Origin of the sequence: Achromobacter spanius (assembly GCF_039673305.1) — a bacterium.
GTDB lineage: Bacteria > Pseudomonadota > Gammaproteobacteria > Burkholderiales > Burkholderiaceae_B > Achromobacter > Achromobacter spanius_F.
This window is the reverse complement of the sequence record NZ_JBDJLJ010000075.1, coordinates 1-23,425: the sequence shown is the minus strand read 5'-3', so window position 1 is coordinate 23,425 and position 23,425 is coordinate 1. Positions and strand designations below refer to the sequence as shown.

The following is a 23,425-nucleotide window of genomic DNA, read 5'->3' as shown; positions in this document are numbered from 1 at the left end:
GGGCGCCCGCTGCGCCGGCCAGGCCGAACGCGCCGGCCGCGCCCGCGCCCAGGTGGAACGGGGCGGCGTGCAACATTACCGCCAGCGTGGACCAGAAGGCGCTGAAGCCCAGCGACAGCAGGCCCTGCGCCGACGCAGCGCGGCGCAGGCCGGGATGCTGGCGCCACAGGGTCAGCAGCGATCCCAGCAGGGCGCGGTAGGCCAGCGAGGTCGACGGTTCGAAGCGCGGCAGGCCGCGCCACAGCGCCGCGCCCAGCGCCACGATGCTCGCGGCGGCGGCCGCGAACATCATGCGCCAGCCGAACTGCTCGGCGACGAAGCCGCTGACCACCCGCGACAGCAGGATGCCCAGCAAGAGGCCGGTCATGACGGTGCCGACGATCTTGCCGCGCTGGTCGGCGGGCGCCAGGTGCGCGGCCGCCGGCACGATGTCCTGCGCCAGGGTGGCCGACAGGCCGATGGCGAAGCTGGCGGCCAGCAGCAGGCCGATCGTGGGCGACGCGCCGGCCAGCAGCAGCGCCAGGCTCAGCACGGCGGCCTTGACCAGGATGATGCGCTTGCGGTCGTAGCGGTCGCCCAGCGGCGCCAGCAGCAGGATGCCGAAGGCGTAGCCCAGCTGCGTCAGCGTGGGAATCCAGCCCAGCGTTTCGGCGCTGGCGTGGATGTCGGCGCCAAGCACGCCCAGCATGGGCTGGCTGTAATACAGGGACGCGACGCCCAGGCCGGCGCCCACGGCAAGCAGGAAGACCAGGCCGCGCGATAAAGACGTGTGGGGAGTGGGGGATGGCATGATGGAAATCCGGTGGCTTTTGTACGGGGCAAATTCTGGGCTTGCCGCCGGGGTTTTGGTAGCCGACCTTCGGGTACATCCGTTATACGATAGGCGTATGACCACCCCCGCCCTCCCCGCCGCGGCCGGCACCGACCGCATGCTGCTGATCGAAACGTTCGTGCGCATCGTCGAGGCCGGCAGCCTGTCCGCCGCGGCCGCCCAGATGGGGGGCACGCAGCCCACCGTCAGCCGCCGGCTGCAATTGCTGGAACGCACGATGGGAGTGCGGCTGCTGAAGCGCTCCACCCACGCCATCCGCCTGACCGAAGACGGGCAGCGCTGCTACGAGCGGGGCAAGGAGCTGCTCGCCTCCTGGCAGTCATTCGAAAGCGACGTGCGCGGCGCGGGCGACGAGCCCGCCGGCATGCTGCGCGTGGTGGCGCCGCACGTGTTCGGCCAGGACCAGTTCATCGAGCCGCTGGCCAGATACCTGAAACGCTATCCGAACATGCGGGTGGAATGGCTGCTGCACGACCGCATGCCGGACCTGATCGCCGAGAACGTCGATTGCGCGATCCGCGTCGGAGCCGTGACGGACCCGTCGGTGGTGGCGGTGAAGCTGGGCGAGGTGCCGCGCATCGTCGTCGCCTCGCCGGACCTGCTGCAGGGCGGGCCGCTGCCGCAGGCTCCTTCGGATCTGGCGCGCCTGCCGTGGCTGGCGCTACGCACCTTCTATCGCACCGAGGTGAGCCTGACGCATTGCGGCAGCGGCGACAAGCAGTGCTTCGATATCCAGCCGCGCCTGTCCACCGACGGCCTGCACGCGCTGCGCAATGCGGCCATCCAGGGGCTGGGCGTCGCGCTGGGATCCGCATGGGCCATGCAGGACGACCTGGCCGCCGGCAGGCTGGTGCATCTGGCGCCGCAGTGGCGGGCGGACGCCCTGCCCGTGTTCCTTGTGTATGCGCCGTCGCGCTTCCAGCCCGCCCGCCTGCGGCGCTTCATCGAGATCATGCGCGAGCACCTGCCCGCGGAGCTGGCCGGCCGCTGACGCCGGCCCTGCGCACGGCCGCTCAGGGCGTGATGACGATGGCGCCCGCGACGGACCGGCTTTCCGCCGCGCGGTGCGCATCCTGGATCTGCGCCAGGCCGTAGCGCGCGCCGATGGCCGCGCGCACGGCGCCGCTCTGCATGGCGTCGAACACGTCGGCCGCATTGGCGCGGAACGTGTGCGTGTCCGCGTTGTGCGGGAACACGGACGGGCGCGTCAGGAACAGGCAGCCCTTCTTGTTCAGCAGTTCCGGATCGATGGCCGGGGCGGGGCCGGAGGCCGCGCCGAACAGCACCACCATGCCGAACGGCGCGGCGCAATCGAGCGATCCCAGGAACGTGTGTTTGGCCACGGAGTCATAGACGACGCGCGCCTTCCTGCCGCCGGTGGCCGCGACCACCTGCTGGACCCAGTCTTCCTGCGTGTAGTCGATGGCCGCGTCGCAGCCCGCCGCCCGGGCAATGTCGCATTTGGCGGCGGAGCCGGCCGTGCCGATGACGGTGGCGCCCAGCGCATGCGCCCAGCCGCTCAGGATCTGCCCGACCCCGCCCGCGGCGGCATGCACCAGCACGATGTCGCCGGGCTGGACCGCATGGGTTTTTTTCACCAGGTACTGCGCCGTCATGGCCTTGAAGAACACGGCCGCGGCGTCTTCGTCGGAGATGCCCGCGGGAATCTTCACCAGCTTGGCGGCCGGCACGTTGCGCCGGTCGGCATAGGCGCCCACGCCGGCGTTCATGTAGACCACGTGGTCGCCGACGCTCAGGTCCGTCACGTCCGGGCCCAGGGCTTCCACCACGCCGGCCGCTTCATGGCCCAGCCCGGTGGGGGTGGGCAGCGGATACTTGCCCGCGCGCTGGTAGATGTCGATGTAGTTGAAGCCGATGGCCGTCTGGCGCAGCTGCGCTTCGCCCGGCCCGGGGGGCGGCAGGTCGGTGTCGACGAGCCGCATGACTTCCGGACCGCCGAATTCGGTCAAACTGATGGAACGCGCCTGCGTCATGCCTTGTCTCCTTGGGGGTTATGGGGGGCGCCGGCCGGGCCGGCCGCATCCCTGACGGATTCATACACCAGCGTCGCCAGCGTCAGGTCTTCCAGCGCGCTGCCCACGGCCTTGAACACGGTGACCTCCTGGTCGTTGCGCCTGCCGGGGCGCTGCCCCGCGGCCAGCTGGTGCAGGTTGCCCCGGATGCCCCCTGGCGTCAGCACGCCGGCCTCGAAGGCGGACAGCAGGTCGCCCGATTTGGTGGGCGCTTCATCGGTGTCCACGTAGACGGTGGTGCCGTCGAAGCAGGCGGGGTCGGTCTCGCGCATTTCCGGCTTGAAGCTGCCGATCAGGTCCAGGTGCGTGCCGGGCCGCAGCCAGGCGCCGCGGATCAGCGGCTCGGTGGACAAGGTGGCGCAACTGACGATGTCGGCCTGGCGGACGGCGGCTTCCAGGTCGGTTGCGGCCTGGGCCTCGAAGCCCTGTTCACGCAGGCGGGCCGCCAGCGTTTCGGCGCCCGCCGGCCGCAGGTTCCACACCAGCACGCGGCGGATGGGGCGCACGGTGCGCATGGCCTGCGCGACCAGCCCGGCGATGCGGCCGGAACCGACGATCAGCAGCGTGCTGGCGTCGGCGCGGGCCAGGTAGTCCGCGCCCAGCGCCGCCGCGCCGGCGGTGCGGTAGACGGTGACGATGTCGCCGTCGACCTGCGCGATCGGCACGCCCGTGGTGGCGCTGTACAGGTTGTAGGTGGCGTGCAGCCCCGGCAGGCCCTGGTGCGTGTTCTCGGGAAAGATGTTGATGATCTTGACGCCGAAGTAGCCGCGGTCGCTCCAGGCGGGCATGATCAACGAGGTGCCGTGGGCATTGCCGGACTGGATGGCGTGGACATGGCGCGCCGGCACGGTGGCGTCGCCGCGGAATGCGTCCCGCAAGGCGGGGATGACGGTGTCGAAGGACAGGGCGTCGCGGGTCTGTTCGGTATCGATAAAGCGCATTGGATCGTTGCCTGCTGTGGGTAGGTCAATCAAAGGGCCACAGGCAGTCTAGCAGCGCGGCGCGTGATCCGGGCGCGGCAAAAAGGTCGGTTGTCGAGCCAGCGATTGCGCTGTCGGTGCACGTGTCCCATTCCCGGACCGAGCCCCCGGCCGCCGTCTCCAAAGCCTTCCTGAATCAGTTTGCGCATGTCGTGAAAAAGGAAATGCCCGCGATGACGCGGGCACTCATCGACGGCTAGTCGATTTGCGGCACGGGCAGCGGTTCGCCGGCGCCGGTGCGCTCGACGATCAGCTTGTAGTGGTGCGGGCTGCGGTGCTTGGCGAAATTGAAGACGTGGTCGCGGAAGGTCTGTCCCATGCCCAGGTCGATGCGCGCCGTGATCACTTCGTCTTCCTCGCCGCTGGCGCGGGCCACGATCTCGCCCGAGGGCGCAACGATCATCGAGCTGCCGATCATGTGGTGGCCGTCTTCATGGCCGCACTTGGCGGCGGCGCCGATCCACACCGCGTTCTGATACGCGCTGGCCTGCAGCACGATCTCGTGCGTCGTGGTGCGCAGGTGCGCGGGCTCGTCCCAGTGGATGTTCAGGGACGGCGTGTTGTAGCCCAGCACGATCAGTTCGGCGCTTTGCAGCGACATGACGCGATAGGTCTCGGGCCAGCGGCGGTCATTGCACAGGCACATGCCGATCTTGACCTCGTTGGTCTCCCAGACGCCGAAACCCAGGTCGCCGACTTCAAAGAACTTCTTCTCAAGGTGCTGGAAGGGGGCGTCGACCTTGTGGTCCGAGTGCCCGGGCAGGTGGATCTTGCGGTACTTGCCGATGATCTTTGCGCTGCGGTCCACCAGGATGGCGGTATTGAACTGGCGGCCTTCCGGCGTCAGTTCGGCATAGCCCAGGTAGAAGCCGATGCCCAGTTCGCGCGCCGTGTCGAACAGCGGCTGCACGTCGGCGTTGGGCATGGACTTCTCGAAAAAGCGCTCCACCGCCTCCGCGTCTTCCATCCAGTAGCGCGGAAAGAACGTCGTCAGCGCCAGCTCGGGAAACACCACGAACTCCGCCTTGCGGGCCGCGGCTTCGCGCATCATCTCGACCAGGCGGCGCACGACCGCCGCGCGGGTGTCGGCAAGATTGACGGCGCCCATCTGGGCGACGGCCAGGCCCATCTTGCGGGAGGGGGATGCGTGACTCACGATATGAAACTCCAGGTGTTCTTGTCGCTACGGATTGAATGCGTGGCGCCGTTGTGGGGCGCGCCTGTCGGCGTGCCCGGCTGAAGGTGCAAGCATGCATGGGTACGGAAGAATCCGATACCGCGGCGCAGCGCGGCGCACCGCGCGGGGGCACGCGCCGCGATTTTCGGCAAGTCCCTGATTCGACTGGCTATTTTCAGATGGCCCGGAGGCGCCCGGCGCGCCACGCATAACGCTGGATCATGGGCGCCATGCAAAGTTTTATATCGGGTTTCCCCGCGCCGCCGCTCAGAAGGCCTTGAAGGTCTTCAGGTGGATGCTGGTTTCGGTGGCCGAAATGCCCTTCAGGGTACGCAGGCGGTCCAGGACTTCGGACAGCTGTTCGATGGTGGGCACGCGCAATTCGGCCAGCAGGTCCCAGCGGCCATTGGTGTCGTGCAGGCCCGCCACGCTGGGCTCGCCCATCAGCAGGCTGACGATCTTGCGCGTTTCGTGGCCTTCGACGGCAATGCTCATCCACGCGACGATATCGTCGGTCTCGACGTCCGGGCGCAGGCGCACCGTATAGCCGACGATGATGCCTCGCTCTTCCAGCTTGCGGATGCGGTTGTCGATGGTGCCGCGCGAGACGTCCAGCTTCTTCGCCAGGGTGGCCACCGACAGGCGGGCGTTGCTGCGCAACAGGCCGAGCAGGCTCTGATCCAGGGTATCCATTGTTAAAAGTGCCAATAGGCGCTATCAGAATGCCAGAATCTTAGTGTTTCGTATGGATTGTTGTCACTATTAAATGGCTTTGCCGTCGGCCAGAATTTCTGTTCCATAACTTGGGGAGAAAAAATTGACGACACTGCTGACGACCTCGGACGTAGCGAACATCGTGGCCCTGCAAGGCCCGCGCAAGGCCTGCACCGATCTGCTGGACTATGTCCTGGCGGACTTCCTGCGATGGCAGGAATTCGACAAGTGCGCGCGCGTGGCCAGCCATTCCTCCACCGGCGTCATTGAACTGATGCCCATCGCCGACAACGAGCTCTACAGCTTCAAGTTCGTCAACGGCCATCCCGAAAACCCGCTGGCCGGCCTGTCCACCGTGATGGCTTTCGGCGCCCTGGCGCGGGTCAGCACCGGCGAACCGCTCCTGATCAGCGAACTGACGCTGACGACCGCGCTGCGCACCGGCGTGACCTCGGCGCTGGCCGCGCGCGTCCTGGCCCGCCCCGATTCGCGCACCATGGCGCTGATCGGCAACGGCGCCCAGGCCGAGTTCCAGGCGCTGGCCTTCCACTACATCCTCGGCATCGACACCCTGCACGTCTACGACGTGGATGCCGAGGCGACCCGCAAGCTGGAAAACAACCTGGCGTCCGTGCCGGGCTTGCGCGTCGTGCGCTTCGACGACGCCGCCGGCGCCGTCAAGGGCGTGGATATCGTCACCACGGTGACGGCCGACAAGGCCTATGCCACCATCCTGACCCGGGACATGATCGAGCCGGGCATGCACATCAACGGGGTGGGCGGCGATTGCCCGGGCAAGACCGAACTGCACGCCGACGTCCTGCGCGCGGGGTCGGTGTTCGTGGAGTACGAGCCGCAGACGCGCATCGAAGGCGACCTGCAGCAGATGCCGGCCGACTTTCCGGTCACCGAAGTGTGGCGCGTCCTGACGGGGCAGGCCGAGGGACGCCGGAGCGCCGGCGAAGTGACGGTCTTCGACTCGGTGGGCTTTGCGCTGGAGGATTTCTCGGCCTTGCGCTGGTTGCGCGACAGCGCGATTCGGCATGGCGTGGGCGCGTCCATCGAAGTGGCGCCGGCAATGCAGGATCCGAAGGATCTGTTCAAGGTGGTGCGCACCGCCCAGGCCGGGCGGCACGTCCTGGCCCGGAAATAGCGGTTCAGGCGCAAGCCGCCCATGGAACGCCCGCGCCCGACGGCCGGGCGTTTTTTTTCTTCAAGGAAATGAAAGTTCCGGTTACATTACTTTACGCGCGGAATTCCCTTGTAGCGCGCCGCCAATGTGCCACCGGTTTCCATGTCACGTTTCAGAATTGCGGCTTTTGTGTTGATGATGTCGGCGCTTGGATTCCTGGCGGGTGTGCTGGCAGGAAGGCTGATCGAACTGGGTCAGGTCGACGACAGGCTTGCCGGGCATAACGCCCGGCTGCTTGCCCACGCGCTGCGGGTCTCGCAGGAGGGCCAGCGGCTGATCGCCGCCGCGACGCACGGCGCCGCGCTGTGCTCGGACTCGGACGTCGCAACCTTGCGGGTGCTGCTCTTCAATTCCACCTTCATCAGGGATATCGGCCGCCTCGAGGGCGGCATGCTCCGGTGCTCGGCCGCCTGGGGCGAACTCCCCGAACCGCTGCACATGCCCCCGCCTTCGTTCACGGCGCGCAGCGGCGTGCAGCTCTGGACGGGCGTGGCCAACATCGTCGACCGCCGGATCATCGGCGACATGGCGGCGCAACACGATGTCGTCGTGTTCACCGCGCCGGGCGCGTTCGACGGCTTTCCCGAGCCGGGCTCCGGCATCGACGCCAAGATCGCGACGCGGGACGGGGCCTATGTCTACCGGCGCTTCGGCCGGACTCACGACCTGGACCAGCCGGGGGCCGAAGGCGGCGGGGAAACGGCCGGCGCCCTGGCGCCGGAACGGCGTGCATGGGCGTGCGCGCCCGAACCCGGACCCGACCTCTGCGTGGGGTCGTACCTCAGATCGGATGCCTGGTTCCAGCTGCCCGCCATGGTGCTGTCGGTGGTCGGCGCGCTGGCCCTGGCCTTTCTTGCCGGCCTGTGCGCCATGTGGCGGGTGCATGCGGGCAGCGCCAAGACCGAACTGCGCAAGGCCATCCTCGGCGGCGAGATCCAGGTCCACTACCAGCCCCTGCGGCAGCTGGCGTCTCGCCGGCTGGCGGGATTCGAGGCCCTGGCGCGATGGCGCGCGCGCGGCCGCGATGTCTCGCCCAGCCTCTTCGTGCCGCTCGCCGAGGCGATGGGCCTGGGCCGCGACCTGTCGCGCCAGGTGACCCTGCAGGCCTTGCGCGACCTGCACGAACGCCTGCTGGAAGATCCCGCGCTGTACGTCAGCATCAATGTGTCGTCGGCGGACCTGAAAGACGCGGGCTACCGGAATTTCCTGGTGGACGCCGTCAGCGAGCGGGGCTTGTCGCCGTCCAACATCGCGCTGGAGATCACCGAGGGCACGCCCCTGTCCGACGGCCACGTCATGGCAATGGTCAAGACGCTGCGCGCCAAGGGCTTCAAGGTATTCATCGACGATTTCGGCACGGGGCATTCAAACCTGAATTACCTGGCGGAAATGCAGGCGGACGCCATCAAGCTGGACCGCCGCTTCACCAACGCCATCGGCGTGGAAGACGCGGGCACGCTGATCATCGACCATGTCATCGCCATCTCGCGCGAGCTGCGCATCAGCTTGATCATCGAGGGCATAGAAACCGAAGAGCAGGCCCGCTACCTGCTGGCGCGCCAGCCGGCCGCGGTCGGACAGGGCTGGCTGCTGGGACGGCCGGTGCCCGTCCACGACCTCGCGTCGGAGTAGTGCGGACGCAGTGCGGACAGGCCGGTTGTCGGATGTCTATTTTATTTCCGATACACACGACATAATCCACTGAAATACGGCTGCCGCGCCGCGCGCATTATTGGCCGGGGCCGAAAATATTAATGGCGGATTTTGCAGATAGAATGCCTGGATTATTTAACGGGTTAATCTGCAGTAATAGCCATGGGACATAACCAGACGCTGGTCGACAACCTGCTCAGGATCCTGCCGTATGTCGAGGACGAGGAGGCCGACGCAATGGTGATGGGCATGGGCATGGCGGAAATACGCGAAAGGCTCGCGGCGCTGCAAAAGCCCGTGCCCGGCGACAAGCAGATCCGGCGCACGCTGCTCAAGCTCGACAGCGTCGGCAGCTACGGCGCCACGCGCGGAAAACTCTGGTACCGCACCATCGAGCGCACGGATTTCCGCATCCAGAACATGAATGCGAACATGGCCATGGCGATGTGCGCGCTCAAGCAGGTGGCCGATCGCCATCTGCCCGCTGTCGTGCTGGACGACCTGGCGGCCACGTTCGATGGCGCATGGCGCTATCTGGAAGCCCACCAGGGGCAGCCGGCGATCGGCCCGGCGCACGGCTGGTCCCGCAAGATCCTGCGCATCGACGGCACCCATCCCACCGTGCTGCCGCGCGTGCCGTCCGAGGTCTACCGCCAGGTAAGCGGCGCCCTGTACTACAACCGCAAGCTGTCGTTCCGCAACACGCCGTTCGGCGAAAAGGCCCCCAGCGAACGCCTGTATGTCATGACGCCCCTGGCGATGGTGGACCGGGCGGGCGTCCTTTACATGGTGGCCTGGGGGCCGCGCCTGCCCGGCAGGCGTTTTCTCTTTCGCATGGACAGGCTGTCCGAGGTCCAGCTCCTGAACGAAAGCGCGGATCCCGATCCTTCCTTCGATCTCGAGGATTACGTGCGCCGCGAGGAAGCCCTGAACTTCGATCCGGGCGAGGAAACCCGCATCCGGCTGCGCGCCGAGGAGCCCCTGATGGACGACGGGCGGCGCCGGCGCCACCCGCTGCGCGAATTCTGGCTATCGCCGGACCAGGACATCCAGGAAGAAGAGGACGGCTTCACCCTGACGGCAACCGTCCGGCCGTCCGTGATGCTGTGGCAATTGCTGCACGGACACGCGTCTTCCATCGAAGTGCTGGAACCCGGGGACATCCGCGAGCGCTTCGCGCAAGAGGCGCGTCAGCTCGCCCGGCGCTATCTGTAGTCAGGCGCCGGCCCCGGGCCAGGCGCGGGCCAGCAGCAGGGGCAGGACCTTCTCCGCAGGCCCTTTGACGTTGTGGGCAGCCACGCGGTCCAGCCGGGTGGGATTCGGATTGACCTGCACGAGCCCGGCGCCGCCCGCCATGGCCGCGTAGCAGAAGTCGGCGGCCGCGGGCGTCTCGCACGACGAGCCCACTGCCAGGATCAGGTCGGCGGATGCCGCCAGCCCCTGGGCGATGGTCCACACGTCGGAAGCCGGCGCCTCGCCGTGCCAGAGCCGGCCGGGCCGCACGAGCCCGCCGCAGATGCGGCACGCGGGCGGCGGCGGAAACGGTCCCTGCCTGGCCGGCTTGGCGGGGGGCGCGGCCAGCGTATAGGGCATGTTGCAGGCCGAGCAGTGCGGCTGGTCGAATCGGCCCAGCAGGTGCAGGATGCGCGGGCTGCCCGCGCGCTCGTGCAGCGTATCGCCGTTCTGGGTCACCACGAACGTGCCGGGCGAGCGGACGGCAAGCTCGGCGATGGCGCGGTGCGCCGCGTTGGGCGCGGCCAGGCGTGCGCGCCGCCGCCGCTCCTCGTGCCAGGCCCACACCAGGGCGGGATCGCGCCGGAAGCCTTCTTCAGTCGCCAGCGCCGCGCTGTCGTAGCGCGCCCACAGGCCGCGCATGCCGTCGCGGGCAAGGGGCAGGCGGCTGGCGGGGTTCAGGCCGGATCCCGTCAGCACGACGAGATTGCGCGCCGCGCGCAACGATTGCAGCAGGGCCTCGGGCAAATGCAGCTTGCGGGGCTTCATGCGGGCTCCCGGCGATACGCAAGCGCCGCCGGACGCGGCAACGCGTCCGAAACGGCCACCGGGCGCATCGCGCCGCGCAGAGCGCCGGCATATCCGGCGCAAGCGGTACTGAAAATAATGTCGTCGAACAAACCGGGCATGTCGCTTCCATTAACTGAACCAGGCTGCATTTTGAAAGCGCATTTGGACAAAATCGGGTTGAATTAATCATGACAGTATTTCCCGGTTTGCGGGGATATTCGCCCAGATAATGTCCGAATACTCGCTTTGCTATTCTCTGTCCTCCGCAACCCGCCCGGCTCCGTCCGCACCATGCAAAAAAACGGCGACCGCCATTTGTTTTCCGCGTCCGATATCGTCGGTTTCCTGGAATGCGAGCACCTGACCTCGCTTGATCTGCAGAACCTGGAAACGCCGCTGCCGGCCGCGCCGCAGGACGACCAGCTCGAACTCATCCAGCAGAAGGGTCTGGACCATGAACGCGCCTACCTGGAACGGCTGCGCGCCGGCGGCGGCCGCGTCATCGACGTCAGCGAGGCGGGCGACGGCCTGGCGGCGCGCCTGGCGCGCACCCGCGAGGCCATGGCCGAAGGCGCGGACGTCATCTACCAGGCGGCCTTCAGCCATGGCGACTACATCGGCCACGCCGACTTCCTGCTGAAGACGGCGCGCCCGTCGCGCCTGGGGGACTACAGCTACGAAGCCAGCGACACCAAGCTGGCCCGCTCGGCGCGCGCCAAGTTCGTGATCCAGCTGTCGTTCTATTCCTGGCTGCTGGGCCTGGAACAGGGCGCCGCGCCCCTGCACATGCACGTGGCGCTGGGCAGCGGCCGCGAACTGAGCCTGCGCGTGGCCGACTATGCGCACTACTTCCGGCGGGTCATGCGCCGCTTCGAGGCGCGCGTGGCGCCGGGCGGCGCCGTGCCGACCTATCCCGACCCGTGCGAGAAATGCGCGCAATGCCGCTGGAATCCGCTGTGCAAGGCGCGCCGCGCCGACGATGACCATCTTTCCCTGGTCGCCAACATCACGCGCCAGCAGATCCGGCGGCTGAACGGGGAAGGCATCCGCACCCTGGCGCAGTTGGGGACATTGCCGCCCGACGCCCCGGTTGCGCGGATGGATCCCGCCATCCTGGACAAGCTGCGGTCGCAGGCGGCCCTGCAACTGCGCGCGCGCACCGAGGGCGGCAGGTACTGCGACCTGGTCGCCAAGGATCCCGGCGACCCCAACCCGCGCGGCCTGGAGCGGATGCCGGAGCCCGATGCCGGCGACATGTTCTTCGACATGGAAGGCGATCCGCTCGAAGAGGGCGGCCTGGAATACCTGTTCGGGCTTTACGTGATCGACGACGGCCAGGAGCGCTTCATCCCGTTCTGGGCGCACAACCGCGGCGAAGAGAAGCGGGCGTTCGAGGACTTCATCGACTACGTCGTGGCGCGCCTGCACCGCCACCCCGACGCCCACGTCTATCACTACGCGCCCTATGAGGCGACCGCCATCAAGAAGCTGATGTCGGTGCATGCCACGCGCGAGGCCGAGGTCGACAACCTGTTGCGACTGAACAAGCTGGTCGATCTTTACCAGGTGGTGCGCGAGGGCGTGCGCGTGTCCGAACCCGGCTATTCGATCAAGAACATCGAGCATTTCTACCTGGACCAGCGCGCCGGCGGCGTGACCAACGCCGGCGCGAGCATCGTCTACTACGAACGCTGGAAGCGCACGGGCGAGGCCGCACTGCTGCAGGCGATCGAGGACTACAACCGCGACGACGTGGTGTCGACCTACCGGCTGCGGGAGTGGCTGCGCGGGCTGCGTCCCGCCGGGATGCCGTGGTCGAACCGCCGCGAGGCGCAGCAGCAGATCGACGCCGCGCGCTTCCAGGTCGGCGAAAAGACCGAGGCCGAGCTGCGGCTCGAACCCTACCATGCGGCGCTCCTCGGCCCCTTGCCGGCCGACGAACTGCGCTGGTCGGAGCGCGACCGCTACCGCGCCCTGGTCTACCAGCTGCTGGACTTCCATCGGCGCGAGCAGAAGCCGGAATGGTGGGCGGTCTTTGCGCGCATGGAGGCGACGGACGCCGAACTGGTCGACGACAACGAATGCCTGGGCGCCATGGTGCGCGACGACGCCGTGCCGCCCGAGCCGGTGGCGCAGTCGCTGCGGCACACCTACCGCTTTCCGCCGCAGCAGACCAAGCTGCGCACCGGATCGTCCTGTACGAACGCGCGCGGCGGGCCGGGCATCAGCCGCCTGACGGTGGACCCGCAGGCCGGCGTCGCGACGTTCACCATGACCCGCAAGGAAACGCCGCCGGCGCGGCTGTCGCTGGCGCCGGGCAGGCCGGTCAGGATCGACGAGCTGGCCAATGCGGTGTTCCGCTATGGCGACGCGCTGCTGCAGTCGGGCGATGGCGGCGGCACGCCGTTCCGGGCCGTGGATGCGCTGCTGCGGCACGAGCGTCCGCGCATCGCGGGGCTGCAGCCGGGACAGGCGCTGGTGGACCCGGCCGCGGGCCTGCTCGACCAGGTCGTGGACATCGTCGGGCGCATGGACGAGACCACCCTGTTCCTGCAGGGCCCGCCCGGCGCCGGCAAGACCTACACGGGCTCGCGCGTGCTGGTGAATCTGCTGCGCCAGGGCAAGCGCATCGCCGTCACGTCCAACAGCCACCACGCCATCAACAACCTGCTGGCCGGCCTGGAAGACGCGGCGAAGAGCGCGGGCCTGCGGTTTGCAGGCGCCAAGAAGTCGGGCCAGGCGGGCGACGACTCCTGTTTCAACGGGGAATTCATCGAAGACGTCTACGCCAACGACAAGATCGATCTGGCGCGCCACCAACTGGTGGCGGGCACGGCCTGGCTGTTCAGCCGGGCCGACTTCGAACAGCGGTTCGACTACCTGTTCGTTGACGAAGCCGGCCAGGTCAGCCTGGCGAACCTGGTCGCGCTGGGGCTATGCGCACGCAACATCGTGCTGCTGGGCGACCAGATGCAGCTCGGTCAGCCGACCAAGGGCACGCACCCGGGCAGGTCCGGCGAGTCCACGCTGGAATACCTGCTGGACGGCCAGGCCACCATCGCCGCCGATCGCGGCATCTTCCTGGACACGTCCTACCGCATGCATCCCGCCATCTGCGGCTTCATTTCCGAAGCCATCTACGACGGCCGGCTGCTCGCCGCGCCATCCACGCGCGGCCAGGGGCTGGTGCTGGACGGGGACGCGTCCCCGCTGCTGCGCGCCAGCGGCATCCGCTACGTGCCCGTGGAACATGAAGGCAACGCCCAGTCCAGCGACGAAGAGGCGCGCCTGGTCGCCGACCTGTACGCCAGCCTCATGCGGCAGCGCTATCGGGACAAGCACGGGCGCGCCGTGCCCGTCACGGCCGACGACGTGCTGGTGGTGGCGCCCTACAACGTGCAGGTCAACACGCTGAAGCAGGCGCTGCCCGAGGGCGCGCGCGTGGGCACCGTCGACAAATTCCAGGGGCAGGAGGCCCAGGTGGTGATCATCTCGATGGCCACCTCCAGCGGCGACACCATGCCGCGCGACATGGAATTCCTGTTCAGCCGCAACCGGCTGAACGTGGCGGTGTCGCGGGCGAAGTCGCTGGCGATCCTGGTCGCCAGCCCGGCCCTGTTGTCGGTGCGCTGCCAGACGCCGGAACAGATGGCGCTGGTCAACACGCTCTGCTGGGTCGCCGAGGCGGGTCAGAACGTGTAGCGCGCCGTCAGGGTGACCGGGGCGGGTGCGCGAGGCGGCCAGGCCCCGGCGCACCCGCCGGTCAATCGCGCGGACGCTGTCAGCCGCGGCGCGGCGCTTCGGCGGGCGGTGTGCCGTTGTGGAACAGGGACTTGAGCTGCGAGCGCAGTTCGGGCGAATCGCTGTGCTTGTGCACCGTGGTCGCGTGCTGGACGGCGGCTTCGAGGAGTTCCTCGTCCGAGTCCGCGGACAAGGCCACCGTGCAGTTCATCTCGCTCGGGTATTCGCGGCAATCGATGTATTTGCGGGTCATGTCGTTCTCCCTGCGCAGGCCCGGAATGGGGCGATGCGTGTTTGAACATCCGACGCGCTGCGCGGAATACACCGGGCGATGGCGCGTCGCATCGCGGCCGGTGATTGTCAAAGTATAGGTCTGGCGCGGGCGGCGCAGGCGGTCAATTTGCGGGGGGCGGCCCCGCGGCCGCCAGGTCGGCCGCGGGCTCGCCGTGCGACACCGGCCGGCCCAGCAGGAAGCCCTGGAAATGCGAGCAGCCTTCCGCCGTCAGGCGTTGCAGCTGCTCTGGTGTTTCCACACCTTCCGCCGTGGTGGGGATGTCCAGGCTGCGGCCGATGCCGTTGATGGCGCGGATGATGGCCAGCGCCTCGCGGCTGGATTCGACGTCCTGCGTGAACGATTTGTCGATCTTGATCTTGTCGAACTCGAAGGTGCGCAGATAGCCCAGCGACGAATAGCCGGTGCCGAAATCGTCCAGCGCCACCTTCACGCCCAGTTCCTTCAGACGGTGCAGCGTCGCCAGATTGCCGGCGGAATTCACCAGCAGCACGGACTCGGTGATTTCCAGTTCCAGCCGCCGGGCCGGCAGCCCGGAGGTCGCCAGCGCGGACTCCACCAGCGACACCAGCGCGCCATTGGTGAACTGGCTGGCCGACAGGTTGACCGCCACCGTTTCGTGGTCGTCCCAGCGCATCGCTTCCGCGCAGGCCTCGTGCAGCGTGAAGGCGCCGAGCTCGTGGATCAGGCCGGTTTCCTCGGCGATGGGAATGAAGTCCTGGGGCAGGATGAGCCCCTTGGTCGGGTGCTGCCAGCGCATCAGCGCCTCGCGCCCCACGATGCGCACATGGCTGACGTCCAGGATCGGCTGGTAGTACAGCTGCAGCTGCTGCGAGATGATGGCCTGGCGCAGGTCCATTTCGACCTCGTGGCGCTTGAGCGCGGCCGCCTCCATTTCCGGCTTGAAGAACGCCAGGCAATTGCGGCCGTTGCGCTTGGCCTCGTACAGCGCCATGTCGGCATAGCGCAGCAGGTGGTCCGCGGAAACGTCCTGGGCGTCCGCCAGCGCGATCCCGATGCTCACGCTGATGGGCACGGTGTGGCCGGCGATCTCGAAGGGCTGGCGCACCGCGTCGATCAGGCGTTCGGCCATCCTGCGCACGTCGCCCTGTTCGCCGATGTTGGGCAGCACCACGGCGAACTCGTCTCCGCCCAGCCGCGCCAGCGTGTCCTGCTCGCGCAGATGGCGAGGCAGGCGCTTGGCCAGCAGGCGCAGCAGTTCGTCGCCGCACTGGTGGCCCAGGGTGTCGTTGACGCTCTTGAAGTTGTCCAGGTCCAGGCACAGCACGGCCGTCGAGCGGTCGCGGCTTCCGTCCAGGGCCCTGAGCAGCCGGTCGCGGAACAGCCGGCGGTTGGGCATGCCCGTCAGTGTGTCGTGGTGCGCCATGTAGCGGACCTGCGCGTGGGCGGCGTTCTCGTCGGTGACGTCGTCCGCGATCAGCAGCACATAGCGCGAGCGCGGGTCATTGCTGTGAAACGCCAGGGTCTTGGTGTGCAGGGTGCGGGGGCCGCGCGCCGTGGCCAGTTCCTCTTCCTCTTCGCGCATGGCGCCGTCCGAGCGCAGCGCGTCGTTGGTCAGGCGGTCGAAGAACTCGCAGACCAGGCCCGGCAGGCACTGCTGCGCGGTTTTGCCCTGCAGGCCGCCCGGACTGCCGCCGAACGTCTCTTCCGCCTGGCGGTTGGCCAGCAGGAAACGCCTCGACACCGCGTCCAGCACCAGCACGCAGGACGGAATGTGCGACACCACGGCCTGCAGGAAGCTGGACATCGACGTCAGCTCGTCGTTGTAATGCTCGGCCAGCTGCTTTGCCTTGAGCAGCTGTTGTTCGCGTTCGCGCCGTTCCGTGTTGTCGCGCGTGACCTTGGCGAAGCCGATGAGCTCGCCGGCATCGTCGTGGATGGCGTCGATCACGACGTGGGCCCAGAACAGCGTGCCGTCCTTGCGCACGCGCCAGCCCTCGGCCTCGAACCTGCCGCACTCGCGCGCGGTGGACAGGCCGCGTCCGGGCAGGCCGGAGGCCCTGTCCGCGTCGGTGTAGAAGCACGAGAAGTGCCGGCCGACGATCTCCTCGGCCGTGTAGCCCTTGGCGCGCTGCGCGCCGGCGTTCCAGTTGGCGACAGTGCCGTCCGGGTGGAGCATGTAGATGGCGTAGTCGACGACACCCTGCACAAGGTGCCGGTACATGACGTCGGAATTGGCGATGATCATTGGATGCGGCGGGCAGGTGCGCCGGCCGCGTTGCGGCCGCGTGCGCGTCTTTTGCCCTGAATGGACTGGGGGATATACGGATTTACGTCGCGAAGGACGCAATATTTACCGTACCGGCAGGAAAAGCGCCAATCTATCCAATCTTGTCGCGGGAATGCATTTGATTGCAGCCGCTCGCCAGGCGGCGCGGTCAGAGCGAGACGCGCTGTTTCAGGGCCTGCGCGATCATCGCGATGTCGATGTCCTTGCCGGGGTTTTTCAGGCAGAAGTCATGCAGGACCGCGACATAGGCATTGCCCAGCAGCTTGGTGATGGCGCCGGCCGTCGTGGCCGCGATGGTGCCGCCCACGGCGCTGCCCGCGCCGGGAATGAACTTGAGCAGTCCCGACACGACCGAGCGGCCGATCAGGGTGGCGGCCGACGCGCCCAGGGTCGACGTGACCAGGGTGGTGATGGCGGTGGTGTCGAGCTCCATCCCGAAGGTGATGCCGATCTTGGCGATCATGCCCACCTGGATCGGCACCAGCGCAAAGGCGTCCGAGAACGGGATCGGCGCGGCGGCGGCCGACGCGGCCAGGCCGGCGGCGATGTTCACCTCGATCTCAGCCCGCTTTTTTTTTACTTCCAGGGCCTTCTTGTTGCGGGTGGACAGGGCATTCGCGTAGGCCCGCTGCTGCGCTTCGGGAATGTGCTTCGCGGTCACCTCGATGAGCATGTCCAGCCCCATGGGCGGCAATTCGGCGTCCAGTTCCTCGATCCATTCGGGCAGCGCGCGCACCTCGACGACCTGCCTGGCGCGCGGCAGCAGCTTGCGGGCCTTGTCCACGAAGGGGCTGTTCTTGCGTGCCTTGGTCAGCACCGCAACGACCGGAATGCCGGCCTTGTCCAGCATGTCGCACAGTTCGATCTCGGCGTCTTCCACCCGGTGGCTGCTGTCCTGGATGCACAGCCAGGCCACATGCAGGTGCCTGTCCTGGTCATCGGACGCGGACCGTTCCTGGATCAGGTCCGCCAATTGCGCGCGCGAGCGCTCGTAGTCGCCGACTTCCAGGCCGCGGGTATCGATGATGGTGAGCGGATGCCCCGGCCGGGTGAATTCCTGGGTCGTCTGGGTGACGGGCTTGCCCGAGCCGGTGCGGGCGAGTTCGCCGCGGAACACGGCGTTCAGAAGCGTGCTCTTGCCCACCCCCGTCTTGCCGGCGACCAGGATATTGACCCGCCCGGCCCCGCGCGTCGCGGTGCTGATGGCGTCCGCGATGGCGTCCTGCAGGTCGGGATGGTCGGGGCGGATTGCGCTCATTTCAAGGTCGTGGGGTGCGTTGCGGGATGCGGGAACGATATCAGACGCCGACTTCTTTGGCGCAAAACGTAATCGGTCCACCGCGGCGCAAGCGCTGGGGCCGCTGACACGAGAATGCCAAATGGCGCGGGTACGATTCGCCGGCCTTGCGGGGCAATTCCTGTTGCTTCCATATTATGAAAATGACTCCGCATCGCCTGCACCGTGCCGATAAATTGGGGGCGCATACGCGGCTACTGCAAAAGGGTTACATCTCACATAATCCGCTCGCGTTTTCGCCAGAATGCCCTGCGTAGAATCAGCTCGTCGTAAGACTACGCCGCGGTACCCGCGCAATGGATCATGACTCGTTTTGCGCTCGTCCCCCGCATTCTGCGCTCGCGCCCGTTGACCAAGGGCCTGCGCTACCTGTACCGCTACACGCATCCCCGGGCGCATCGGCACAACGAGACGCTCTGGCCCTTCGTGAAGGTGCGCCGCGATGCGCACGGCCGGCTCGCCGGTTGCGACCTGCACGGCGTGCGCGGTCCGGCAACCATGCCCATGGACCAGATTGGCCGGGGCATCGGGGGCGATGCGCACCTGATCCTGAGCGGCCCGTCCGTGGCGCAGATCGATTATGCGCAGTGCAGGATGCGCACGGTCATGGGCGTGAACGGCTCGATCGCGCTGCGCGCCCGGCATCCCACCCTGCGCTTCGATTACTACGCGATGCTGGACGCGGGCTTCGTCAAGAAGCGGCGCGACCTGGTGGCCGAGGTGCTGGCGCAGGACCTGGTGCTGTTCGCGACGCCTGAGGTCTATCGCTGGATCGCGCTGCTGTTCGACAACCGGTCGATCCGCTGCCGCATCGCGCTGTTCGAGGAAGTCCACCAGCGCGCGCAGCGGCCCCGCGCCCGGGCCGAGGAACTGGAGGCCGAGCTGGGCGCCGATCCCGAACTGGTGCTGTTCGACGCGCACCATCCGATCCACGCGCACGGCTTCAGCCTGAATCCGGCGCGTGGCCTGTTCGGCGGCGGCACCGTCGCCTATACGTCCTTGCAGCTGCTGGCCTGGCTGGGCGCGGATTCGGTTTACCTGCACGGGCTGGACCTGACGGCCACCGCGGGCCCCCGCTTCTACGAAAGCGCCGGTGCGCAGTTGCCCACCGCGCTGGACCGCCAGTTCGCAGGACACATCCAGCCCGCATTTCGGCAGGCCAGCAAGCTGCTCGGCGCGCGGGGTATCAAGGTCTACAACCTGTCGCTCCTGAGCCGCCTGGGAGACGATGTATTTCAAAAACGCCATTGGAGCTGTTTGCTGGACTCCCCCCTGCAAGCGCTGACGAGTGCCACACCATGAAGATTCTCTACACCAATTTCCACCAGGGCGACGGCGGCGGCCATACCACCTATGTGATGTCGCTTGCGCGCATCCTCTGCCAGAAGTCCCAGGTCACGATCGGCGCGCCGCGCCAGAGCCGCCTTCTGGCAGAAGCCGAGGCGCTGCCCGGCCTGCGCACCGTCGCCCTGGAGTTCAAGGGAAAGTTTCTCCAGCAGGTCGCCGCGCTGCGCCGCCTGCGCGCCCTGCTGCGCAAAGAGCGGTTCGACGTCATCCACGTCAATGGCTCGGCCGACCATCGCCTGTGCATGCTTGCGACGATGGGCATGGGGGCCCAGCGGCCCTTCATCGTGTATACGCAGCACAACGACCGCGCCGCCAGCAGCCTGGGCGTGCGCCTGCGCGCCAAGTGGGGCACCAACCGGGTCATCTGCGTCTGCAGCCATACCTTCCACCGCATGAAGCAATCGGTCTTTCGCAAGGAAGACCTGCGCGTGGTGCACAACGGCGTGGACACGGAACGGTTCCGTCCGGCGCGCCGCGACGAGGCCGCGCAGGCGCGCGCCCGCTTCCTGCCGCAGGCGCTGCGCGGCCGGCTGGTGATCGGCAGCAATGCGGGCACGGCCGACTACAAGAACTGGATCGACATGGTGGCCGCGGTGTCGCAGCTTCCGCCTGAACAGCGCGAGCAGATCGTGGTGCTCATCGCCGGCAAGCTGCCGGGAGAGGAAAAACTCGCGGAGGTCGCCGCGCTGGGCATGCTGGACCAGGTGGTGTTCACCGGCCTGCTCGACGACGTGCAGCCCTTCCTGGCGGCGCTGGATGTGGGTTTTGTGCTGTCTTCGCGGCTGGAGACGATTTCGTTCGCGTGCCGCGAAATGATGGCGGCGGGCAAGCCGGTCATCGTCACCCAGATGGGCGGACTGACCGAGAACGTGACCGAAGGCCGCAACGGCTGGATCGTGCCGCCGGAATCGGCGGAATCCGTGGCCCGGACGCTGTCCGAGATCCTGAAGAACCGCGGCGTCCTGAACGCCATGGGCGTGGACGCGCGCGGCACCGCATTGAAGGAGTTCTCGCTGGCGACCTTCGTCGGCAACACCGAGCGCGTCTACCGCGAGAACGCCTACGTCAGTAGTGGATCACCGTCCGGATCGACTTGCCTTCATGCATCAGGTCGAAGGCTTCGTTGATGCGGTCCAGCGGCAGGGTGTGCGTGACGAACGGATCGAGGTCGATCTTGCCGCTCATGGCGTCTTCCACCATGCCCGGCAACTGCGTGCGGCCCTTGACGCCGCCGAAGGCTGAACCGCGCCAGACGCGGCCCGTCACCAGCTGGAACGGGCGGGTGCTGATTTCCTGGCCCGCGCCGGCCACGCCGATGATGATGCTTTCGCCCCAGCCCTTGTGGCAGCATTCCAGCGCGGCACGCATCACGTGGACGTTGCCGATGCACTCGAACGAGAAATCCACGCCGCCGTCGGTCAATTCGACGATGACTTCCTGGATGGGCTTGTCGTAGTCCTTGGGGTTGATGCAGTCGGTGGCGCCCATGGCGCTGGCCAGCACGAACTTGTTCGGATTGGTGTCGACTGCGATGATGCGGCCGGCCTTGGCCTGCACCGCGCCCTGGATCACGGCCAGGCCGATGCCGCCCAGGCCGAACACGGCCACGGTATCGCCTTCCTTGACCTTGGCGGTGTTGTGGACGGCGCCCAGGCCGGTGGTCACGCCGCAGCCCAGCAGGCACACCTTTTCATGCGGCGCCGCCGGGTTGATCTTGGCCAGCGAGATCTCGTTCACGACCGTGTACTCGCTGAACGTCGAGCAGCCCATGTAGTGGTAGAGCGGCTTGCCTTCGTAGCTGAAGCGCGACGTGCCGTCGGGCATGACGCCCTTGCCCTGCGTGGCGCGCACCTTCTGGCACAGATTGGTCTTGCCGGACAGGCAGAACTTGCACTCGCGGCATTCGGCCGTGTAGAGCGGGATGACGTGGTCGCCGGGCTTGAGCGACGTGACGCCTTCGCCGACCTGCACCACCACGCCCGCGCCTTCGTGGCCCAGCACGGCGGGGAACAGGCCCTCGGGATCGTCGCCGCTCAGCGTGAAGGCGTCCGTGTGGCACACGCCGGTGTGCGTGATCTGCACCAGCACCTCGCCGCGCTGCGGGGGCGCGACGTCGATCTCAACGATCTCGAGCGGTTTTCCGGGGCCGAATGCGACTGCTGCGCGTGATTTCATAGCGTTGCTCCACGTAGGTCAGATGGGGTTATTTCAAATACGAACGGACGATGCGCATCAAGTCATCGATCTGCGATTCGGGTTCGGGCCTGGCGTCTTGAGGACTGCCCTGGGCGGACTGCAGGAAGGTTTCCCGCAGATGGCTTTCAAGCACCTCGGCCATCAGGCCGTTGGTGGCGCCGCGCAATGCGGCCAGCTGCTGCAGGAGCGCGCCGCATTCCGTGCCTTCGTTGACCGCGCGTTCCAATGCTAACGCCTGCCCCTGGATGCGGCGCAGGCGGGTGACAACGCGTTTCTTTTCTTCGGGGGAGTGCGGCACGGCAGGCTCCGAATCGATACAGGGGGGGAGTATACGGGAATCCGGACTGAAGCGTCCAATGCGCCCCGCATGCCGGCCGCGCCGCTGCTGGCCGCGGCCTATAATTTCGCCGCGAGCCCCGGCCGCACCGTATTCCCGTTACCGATCCAAAGCTGTTCCCCGATATGAATCATCCAGACGTGCGGCTGTACCGGGCCGCGGACTATCCCCGCATGCAGTGGCGCAACGGCGGGGGCACGACCCAGGAGGTCGCCTGCAACCCCGGCGGGAGTTCCGCCGCGTTCGACTGGCGGCTCTCCCTGGCGGACGTCGGGCAGGATGGCGGGTTTTCATCGTTTGCGGGCTGCCAGCGCATCATCACCGTGCTGGAAGGCCAGGGCATCGAGCTGACCGTGGACGGGCGGCGCCAGGCGCCCCTGGCGCCCCGCGCGGCGTATGCGTTTTCCGGCGATGCGCGGGTGGAGTGCCGGCTGCTGGGTGGCCCGGTCCGCGACTTCAACCTGATCTACGCGCCGGCGCGCCTGCACGCCCGGCTGCAATGGGTGGGCGGCGCGGGGCCGTGGGTCTTTCACAGCAGCGCCCGCACGGTGCTGATCCTGAACGCCGGCCAGGCCCTGTCGGTCGGCCTGGACGATGCCGAGCACCACCTGTCGTCGCGCTATGACTGCCTGCACGCCGAAGGCCAGGACCGCCTGGTCCGCTACCGGCTGAATGCGGACGGCCCGCTCGACGCCTGCGTCATCGAACTGTCGCCGCGCCCGGGCTGAAGACGCATCCGCCGGTCCCGGACAGGCGCCGGCCCGTTACGGACAGGCGCGCGCTTGTGCACCCCGGCCCGGACCGCGGCGCATTACGATGGCCGTTCCTGGCGCTGCGGGTGGGCGCCGCATGACGACAATCGGGGGAGAACCATGCGGATTTGCATGATGGAAGGGCCGGCCGACCTGCTGCCGGAAGGCGCGACCTGGGACGGCATCGCCGATCGCATCCACGAGCTGGCGCCCGACCTGCTGGTCACCAACGAAATGCCCTTCGGACGATGGCTGGCCGCATCCCCGACCTACGACCCGGCGCTGGCGGCCGAATCCGTGCGCGTGCACGAAGCCGGCCTCGACGCCCTGGCGGCGCTGAAGGTGCCGGCCATCATTTCGTCCCGTCCGGTCGCCGCCGGCGAGCGCCTGGCCAATGAGGCCTACGCGCTGCAGGCCGGGCGCTACACCCGCCTGCACCACAAGCACTACTTCCCCGAAGAGCCGGGCTTCTTCGAGGCCACGTGGTTCCGCAGCGCGATGGACGGCTTCGAGGTCGCCGAGGTGGGCGGCATCCGGGTGGGCGTGCTGCTGTGCACCGAGCTGATGTTCAACGAGCGCGCGCGCCGCTACGGGCGCGACGGAGCCAAC

The 23,425-nt window shown here is 67.7% G+C and carries 20 protein-coding genes; 9 read left to right on the top strand and 11 right to left on the bottom strand.

Features of this window, described 5'->3' with window-relative positions; translation table 11 throughout:
* The coding region (locus ABE485_RS28810; RefSeq protein WP_346518675.1) for an MFS transporter at positions 1–790 on the bottom strand (790 nt) is incomplete at its 3' end.
* A 97-nt stretch (positions 791–887) separates the two neighbouring features.
* Here ABE485_RS28810 and ABE485_RS28805 point away from each other — a divergent pair.
* Positions 888–1,823, top strand: coding sequence for a LysR family transcriptional regulator (locus ABE485_RS28805; protein ID WP_346518674.1), 936 nt, complete (start codon positions 888–890; stop codon positions 1,821–1,823).
* A 22-nt stretch (positions 1,824–1,845) separates the two neighbouring features.
* Here ABE485_RS28805 and ABE485_RS28800 read toward each other — a convergent pair whose 3' ends face one another.
* From ABE485_RS28800 to ABE485_RS28785, 4 genes are all read right to left on the bottom strand, one after another.
* Complete coding sequence (locus ABE485_RS28800; RefSeq protein ID WP_346518673.1) at positions 1,846–2,826, bottom strand: quinone oxidoreductase family protein; 981 nt, start codon at positions 2,824–2,826, stop codon at positions 1,846–1,848.
* Positions 2,823–3,806: an ornithine cyclodeaminase family protein gene (locus tag ABE485_RS28795; protein WP_346518672.1), complete on the bottom strand. Its 984-nt coding sequence runs from the start codon at positions 3,804–3,806 to the stop codon at positions 2,823–2,825. Before ABE485_RS28795 ends, ABE485_RS28800 begins: the two co-directional genes overlap by 4 nt.
* Positions 3,807–4,041: 235 nt before the next feature.
* Positions 4,042–4,974 (bottom strand): N-carbamoyl-D-amino-acid hydrolase, encoded by a 933-nt coding sequence (locus ABE485_RS28790; RefSeq protein ID WP_346518676.1) that lies wholly within the window; start codon positions 4,972–4,974, stop codon positions 4,042–4,044.
* Positions 4,975–5,289: 315 nt separating this feature from the next.
* Positions 5,290–5,715, bottom strand: coding sequence for an Lrp/AsnC family transcriptional regulator (locus tag ABE485_RS28785; protein ID WP_346518671.1), 426 nt, complete (start codon positions 5,713–5,715; stop codon positions 5,290–5,292).
* A gap of 124 nt (positions 5,716–5,839) precedes the next feature.
* On the opposite strand from ABE485_RS28785, the gene ABE485_RS28780 reads away from it, so the two are divergent.
* The 3 genes from ABE485_RS28780 (at position 5,840) to ABE485_RS28770 (ending at position 9,796) form a co-directional block, all read left to right on the top strand.
* Complete coding sequence (locus tag ABE485_RS28780) at positions 5,840–6,889, top strand: ornithine cyclodeaminase (protein WP_346518670.1); 1,050 nt, start codon at positions 5,840–5,842, stop codon at positions 6,887–6,889.
* A gap of 174 nt (positions 6,890–7,063) precedes the next feature.
* On the top strand, positions 7,064–8,560 hold the full coding sequence (locus ABE485_RS28775; RefSeq protein WP_346518669.1) for an EAL domain-containing protein: 1,497 nt from the start codon (positions 7,064–7,066) through the stop codon (positions 8,558–8,560).
* 183 nt (positions 8,561–8,743) lie between these two features.
* The gene (locus tag ABE485_RS28770) at positions 8,744–9,796 is read left to right on the top strand and encodes a helix-turn-helix transcriptional regulator (protein ID WP_346518668.1); all 1,053 of its coding nucleotides are present in this window, start codon (positions 8,744–8,746) and stop codon (positions 9,794–9,796) included.
* Here the strand turns inward: ABE485_RS28770 and ABE485_RS28765 are convergent, their stop codons facing one another.
* On the bottom strand, positions 9,797–10,582 hold the full coding sequence (locus ABE485_RS28765) for an SIR2 family NAD-dependent protein deacylase (RefSeq protein WP_346518667.1): 786 nt from the start codon (positions 10,580–10,582) through the stop codon (positions 9,797–9,799).
* 312 nt (positions 10,583–10,894) lie between these two features.
* Between ABE485_RS28765 and ABE485_RS28760 the strand changes: the two genes are divergently transcribed.
* Complete coding sequence (locus tag ABE485_RS28760) at positions 10,895–14,305, top strand: TM0106 family RecB-like putative nuclease (protein WP_346518666.1); 3,411 nt, start codon at positions 10,895–10,897, stop codon at positions 14,303–14,305.
* Positions 14,306–14,384: 79 nt separating this feature from the next.
* Here the strand turns inward: ABE485_RS28760 and ABE485_RS28755 are convergent, their stop codons facing one another.
* From ABE485_RS28755 to ABE485_RS28745, 3 genes are all read right to left on the bottom strand, one after another.
* A complete protein-coding gene (locus ABE485_RS28755) occupies positions 14,385–14,597 on the bottom strand; it encodes a DUF1059 domain-containing protein (RefSeq protein ID WP_346518665.1) in 213 nt (70 codons plus the stop codon).
* Between the two features lie 142 nt (positions 14,598–14,739).
* Positions 14,740–16,845 carry a putative bifunctional diguanylate cyclase/phosphodiesterase gene (locus ABE485_RS28750; RefSeq protein ID WP_346518664.1) on the bottom strand — a complete coding sequence of 702 codons (2,106 nt, stop codon included), beginning with the start codon at positions 16,843–16,845 and terminating at the stop codon, positions 14,740–14,742.
* Between the two features lie 190 nt (positions 16,846–17,035).
* Complete coding sequence (locus ABE485_RS28745) at positions 17,036–18,145, bottom strand: YcjF family protein (RefSeq protein WP_346518663.1); 1,110 nt, start codon at positions 18,143–18,145, stop codon at positions 17,036–17,038.
* A gap of 342 nt (positions 18,146–18,487) precedes the next feature.
* Between ABE485_RS28745 and ABE485_RS28740 the strand changes: the two genes are divergently transcribed.
* Positions 18,488–19,486: a hypothetical protein gene (locus ABE485_RS28740; RefSeq protein ID WP_346518662.1), complete on the top strand. Its 999-nt coding sequence runs from the start codon at positions 18,488–18,490 to the stop codon at positions 19,484–19,486.
* The gene (locus ABE485_RS28735; protein WP_346518661.1) at positions 19,483–20,658 is read left to right on the top strand and encodes a glycosyltransferase family 4 protein; all 1,176 of its coding nucleotides are present in this window, start codon (positions 19,483–19,485) and stop codon (positions 20,656–20,658) included. Before ABE485_RS28740 ends, ABE485_RS28735 begins: the two co-directional genes overlap by 4 nt.
* Here ABE485_RS28735 and ABE485_RS28730 read toward each other — a convergent pair.
* Together ABE485_RS28730 and ABE485_RS28725 are read right to left on the bottom strand one after the other, a co-directional pair.
* A complete protein-coding gene (locus ABE485_RS28730; protein ID WP_346518660.1) occupies positions 20,597–21,706 on the bottom strand; it encodes an S-(hydroxymethyl)glutathione dehydrogenase/class III alcohol dehydrogenase in 1,110 nt (369 codons plus the stop codon). The two genes, ABE485_RS28735 and ABE485_RS28730, sit on opposite strands and share 62 nt — an antisense overlap.
* 28 nt (positions 21,707–21,734) lie before the next feature.
* On the bottom strand, positions 21,735–22,025 hold the full coding sequence (locus ABE485_RS28725) for a metal-sensing transcriptional repressor (RefSeq protein WP_346518659.1): 291 nt from the start codon (positions 22,023–22,025) through the stop codon (positions 21,735–21,737).
* A gap of 164 nt (positions 22,026–22,189) precedes the next feature.
* Between ABE485_RS28725 and ABE485_RS28720 the strand changes: the two genes are divergently transcribed.
* On the top strand, positions 22,190–22,792 hold the full coding sequence (locus ABE485_RS28720; RefSeq protein ID WP_346518658.1) for a HutD/Ves family protein: 603 nt from the start codon (positions 22,190–22,192) through the stop codon (positions 22,790–22,792).
* A gap of 156 nt (positions 22,793–22,948) precedes the next feature.
* A partial coding sequence (locus ABE485_RS28715) for a nitrilase-related carbon-nitrogen hydrolase (protein WP_346518657.1) occupies positions 22,949–23,425 on the top strand: 477 nt, incomplete at its 3' end.

Bases quoted from the DNA above. Each gene is read 5' to 3' on its own strand.
- ABE485_RS28785 (WP_346518671.1), bottom strand. From the start codon at position 5,715: ATGGATACCCTGGATCAGAGCCTGCTCGGCCTGTTGCGCAGCAACGCC.
- ABE485_RS28720 (WP_346518658.1), top strand. From the start codon at position 22,190: ATGAATCATCCAGACGTGCGGCTGTACCGGGCCGCGGACTATCCCCGC.
- ABE485_RS28770 (WP_346518668.1), top strand. From the start codon at position 8,744: ATGGGACATAACCAGACGCTGGTCGACAACCTGCTCAGGATCCTGCCG.
- ABE485_RS28800 (WP_346518673.1), bottom strand. From the start codon at position 2,826: ATGACGCAGGCGCGTTCCATCAGTTTGACCGAATTCGGCGGTCCGGAA.
- ABE485_RS28765 (WP_346518667.1), bottom strand. From the start codon at position 10,582: ATGAAGCCCCGCAAGCTGCATTTGCCCGAGGCCCTGCTGCAATCGTTG.
- ABE485_RS28730 (WP_346518660.1), bottom strand. From the start codon at position 21,706: ATGAAATCACGCGCAGCAGTCGCATTCGGCCCCGGAAAACCGCTCGAG.
- ABE485_RS28760 (WP_346518666.1), top strand. From the start codon at position 10,895: ATGCAAAAAAACGGCGACCGCCATTTGTTTTCCGCGTCCGATATCGTC.
- ABE485_RS28750 (WP_346518664.1), bottom strand. From the start codon at position 16,845: ATGATCATCGCCAATTCCGACGTCATGTACCGGCACCTTGTGCAGGGT.
- ABE485_RS28790 (WP_346518676.1), bottom strand. From the start codon at position 4,974: ATGGGCCTGGCCGTCGCCCAGATGGGCGCCGTCAATCTTGCCGACACC.
- ABE485_RS28795 (WP_346518672.1), bottom strand. From the start codon at position 3,806: ATGCGCTTTATCGATACCGAACAGACCCGCGACGCCCTGTCCTTCGAC.
- ABE485_RS28755 (WP_346518665.1), bottom strand. From the start codon at position 14,597: ATGACCCGCAAATACATCGATTGCCGCGAATACCCGAGCGAGATGAAC.
- ABE485_RS28740 (WP_346518662.1), top strand. From the start codon at position 18,488: ATGACTCGTTTTGCGCTCGTCCCCCGCATTCTGCGCTCGCGCCCGTTG.
- ABE485_RS28775 (WP_346518669.1), top strand. From the start codon at position 7,064: ATGATGTCGGCGCTTGGATTCCTGGCGGGTGTGCTGGCAGGAAGGCTG.
- ABE485_RS28745 (WP_346518663.1), bottom strand. From the start codon at position 18,145: ATGAGCGCAATCCGCCCCGACCATCCCGACCTGCAGGACGCCATCGCG.
- ABE485_RS28735 (WP_346518661.1), top strand. From the start codon at position 19,483: ATGAAGATTCTCTACACCAATTTCCACCAGGGCGACGGCGGCGGCCAT.
- ABE485_RS28805 (WP_346518674.1), top strand. From the start codon at position 888: ATGACCACCCCCGCCCTCCCCGCCGCGGCCGGCACCGACCGCATGCTG.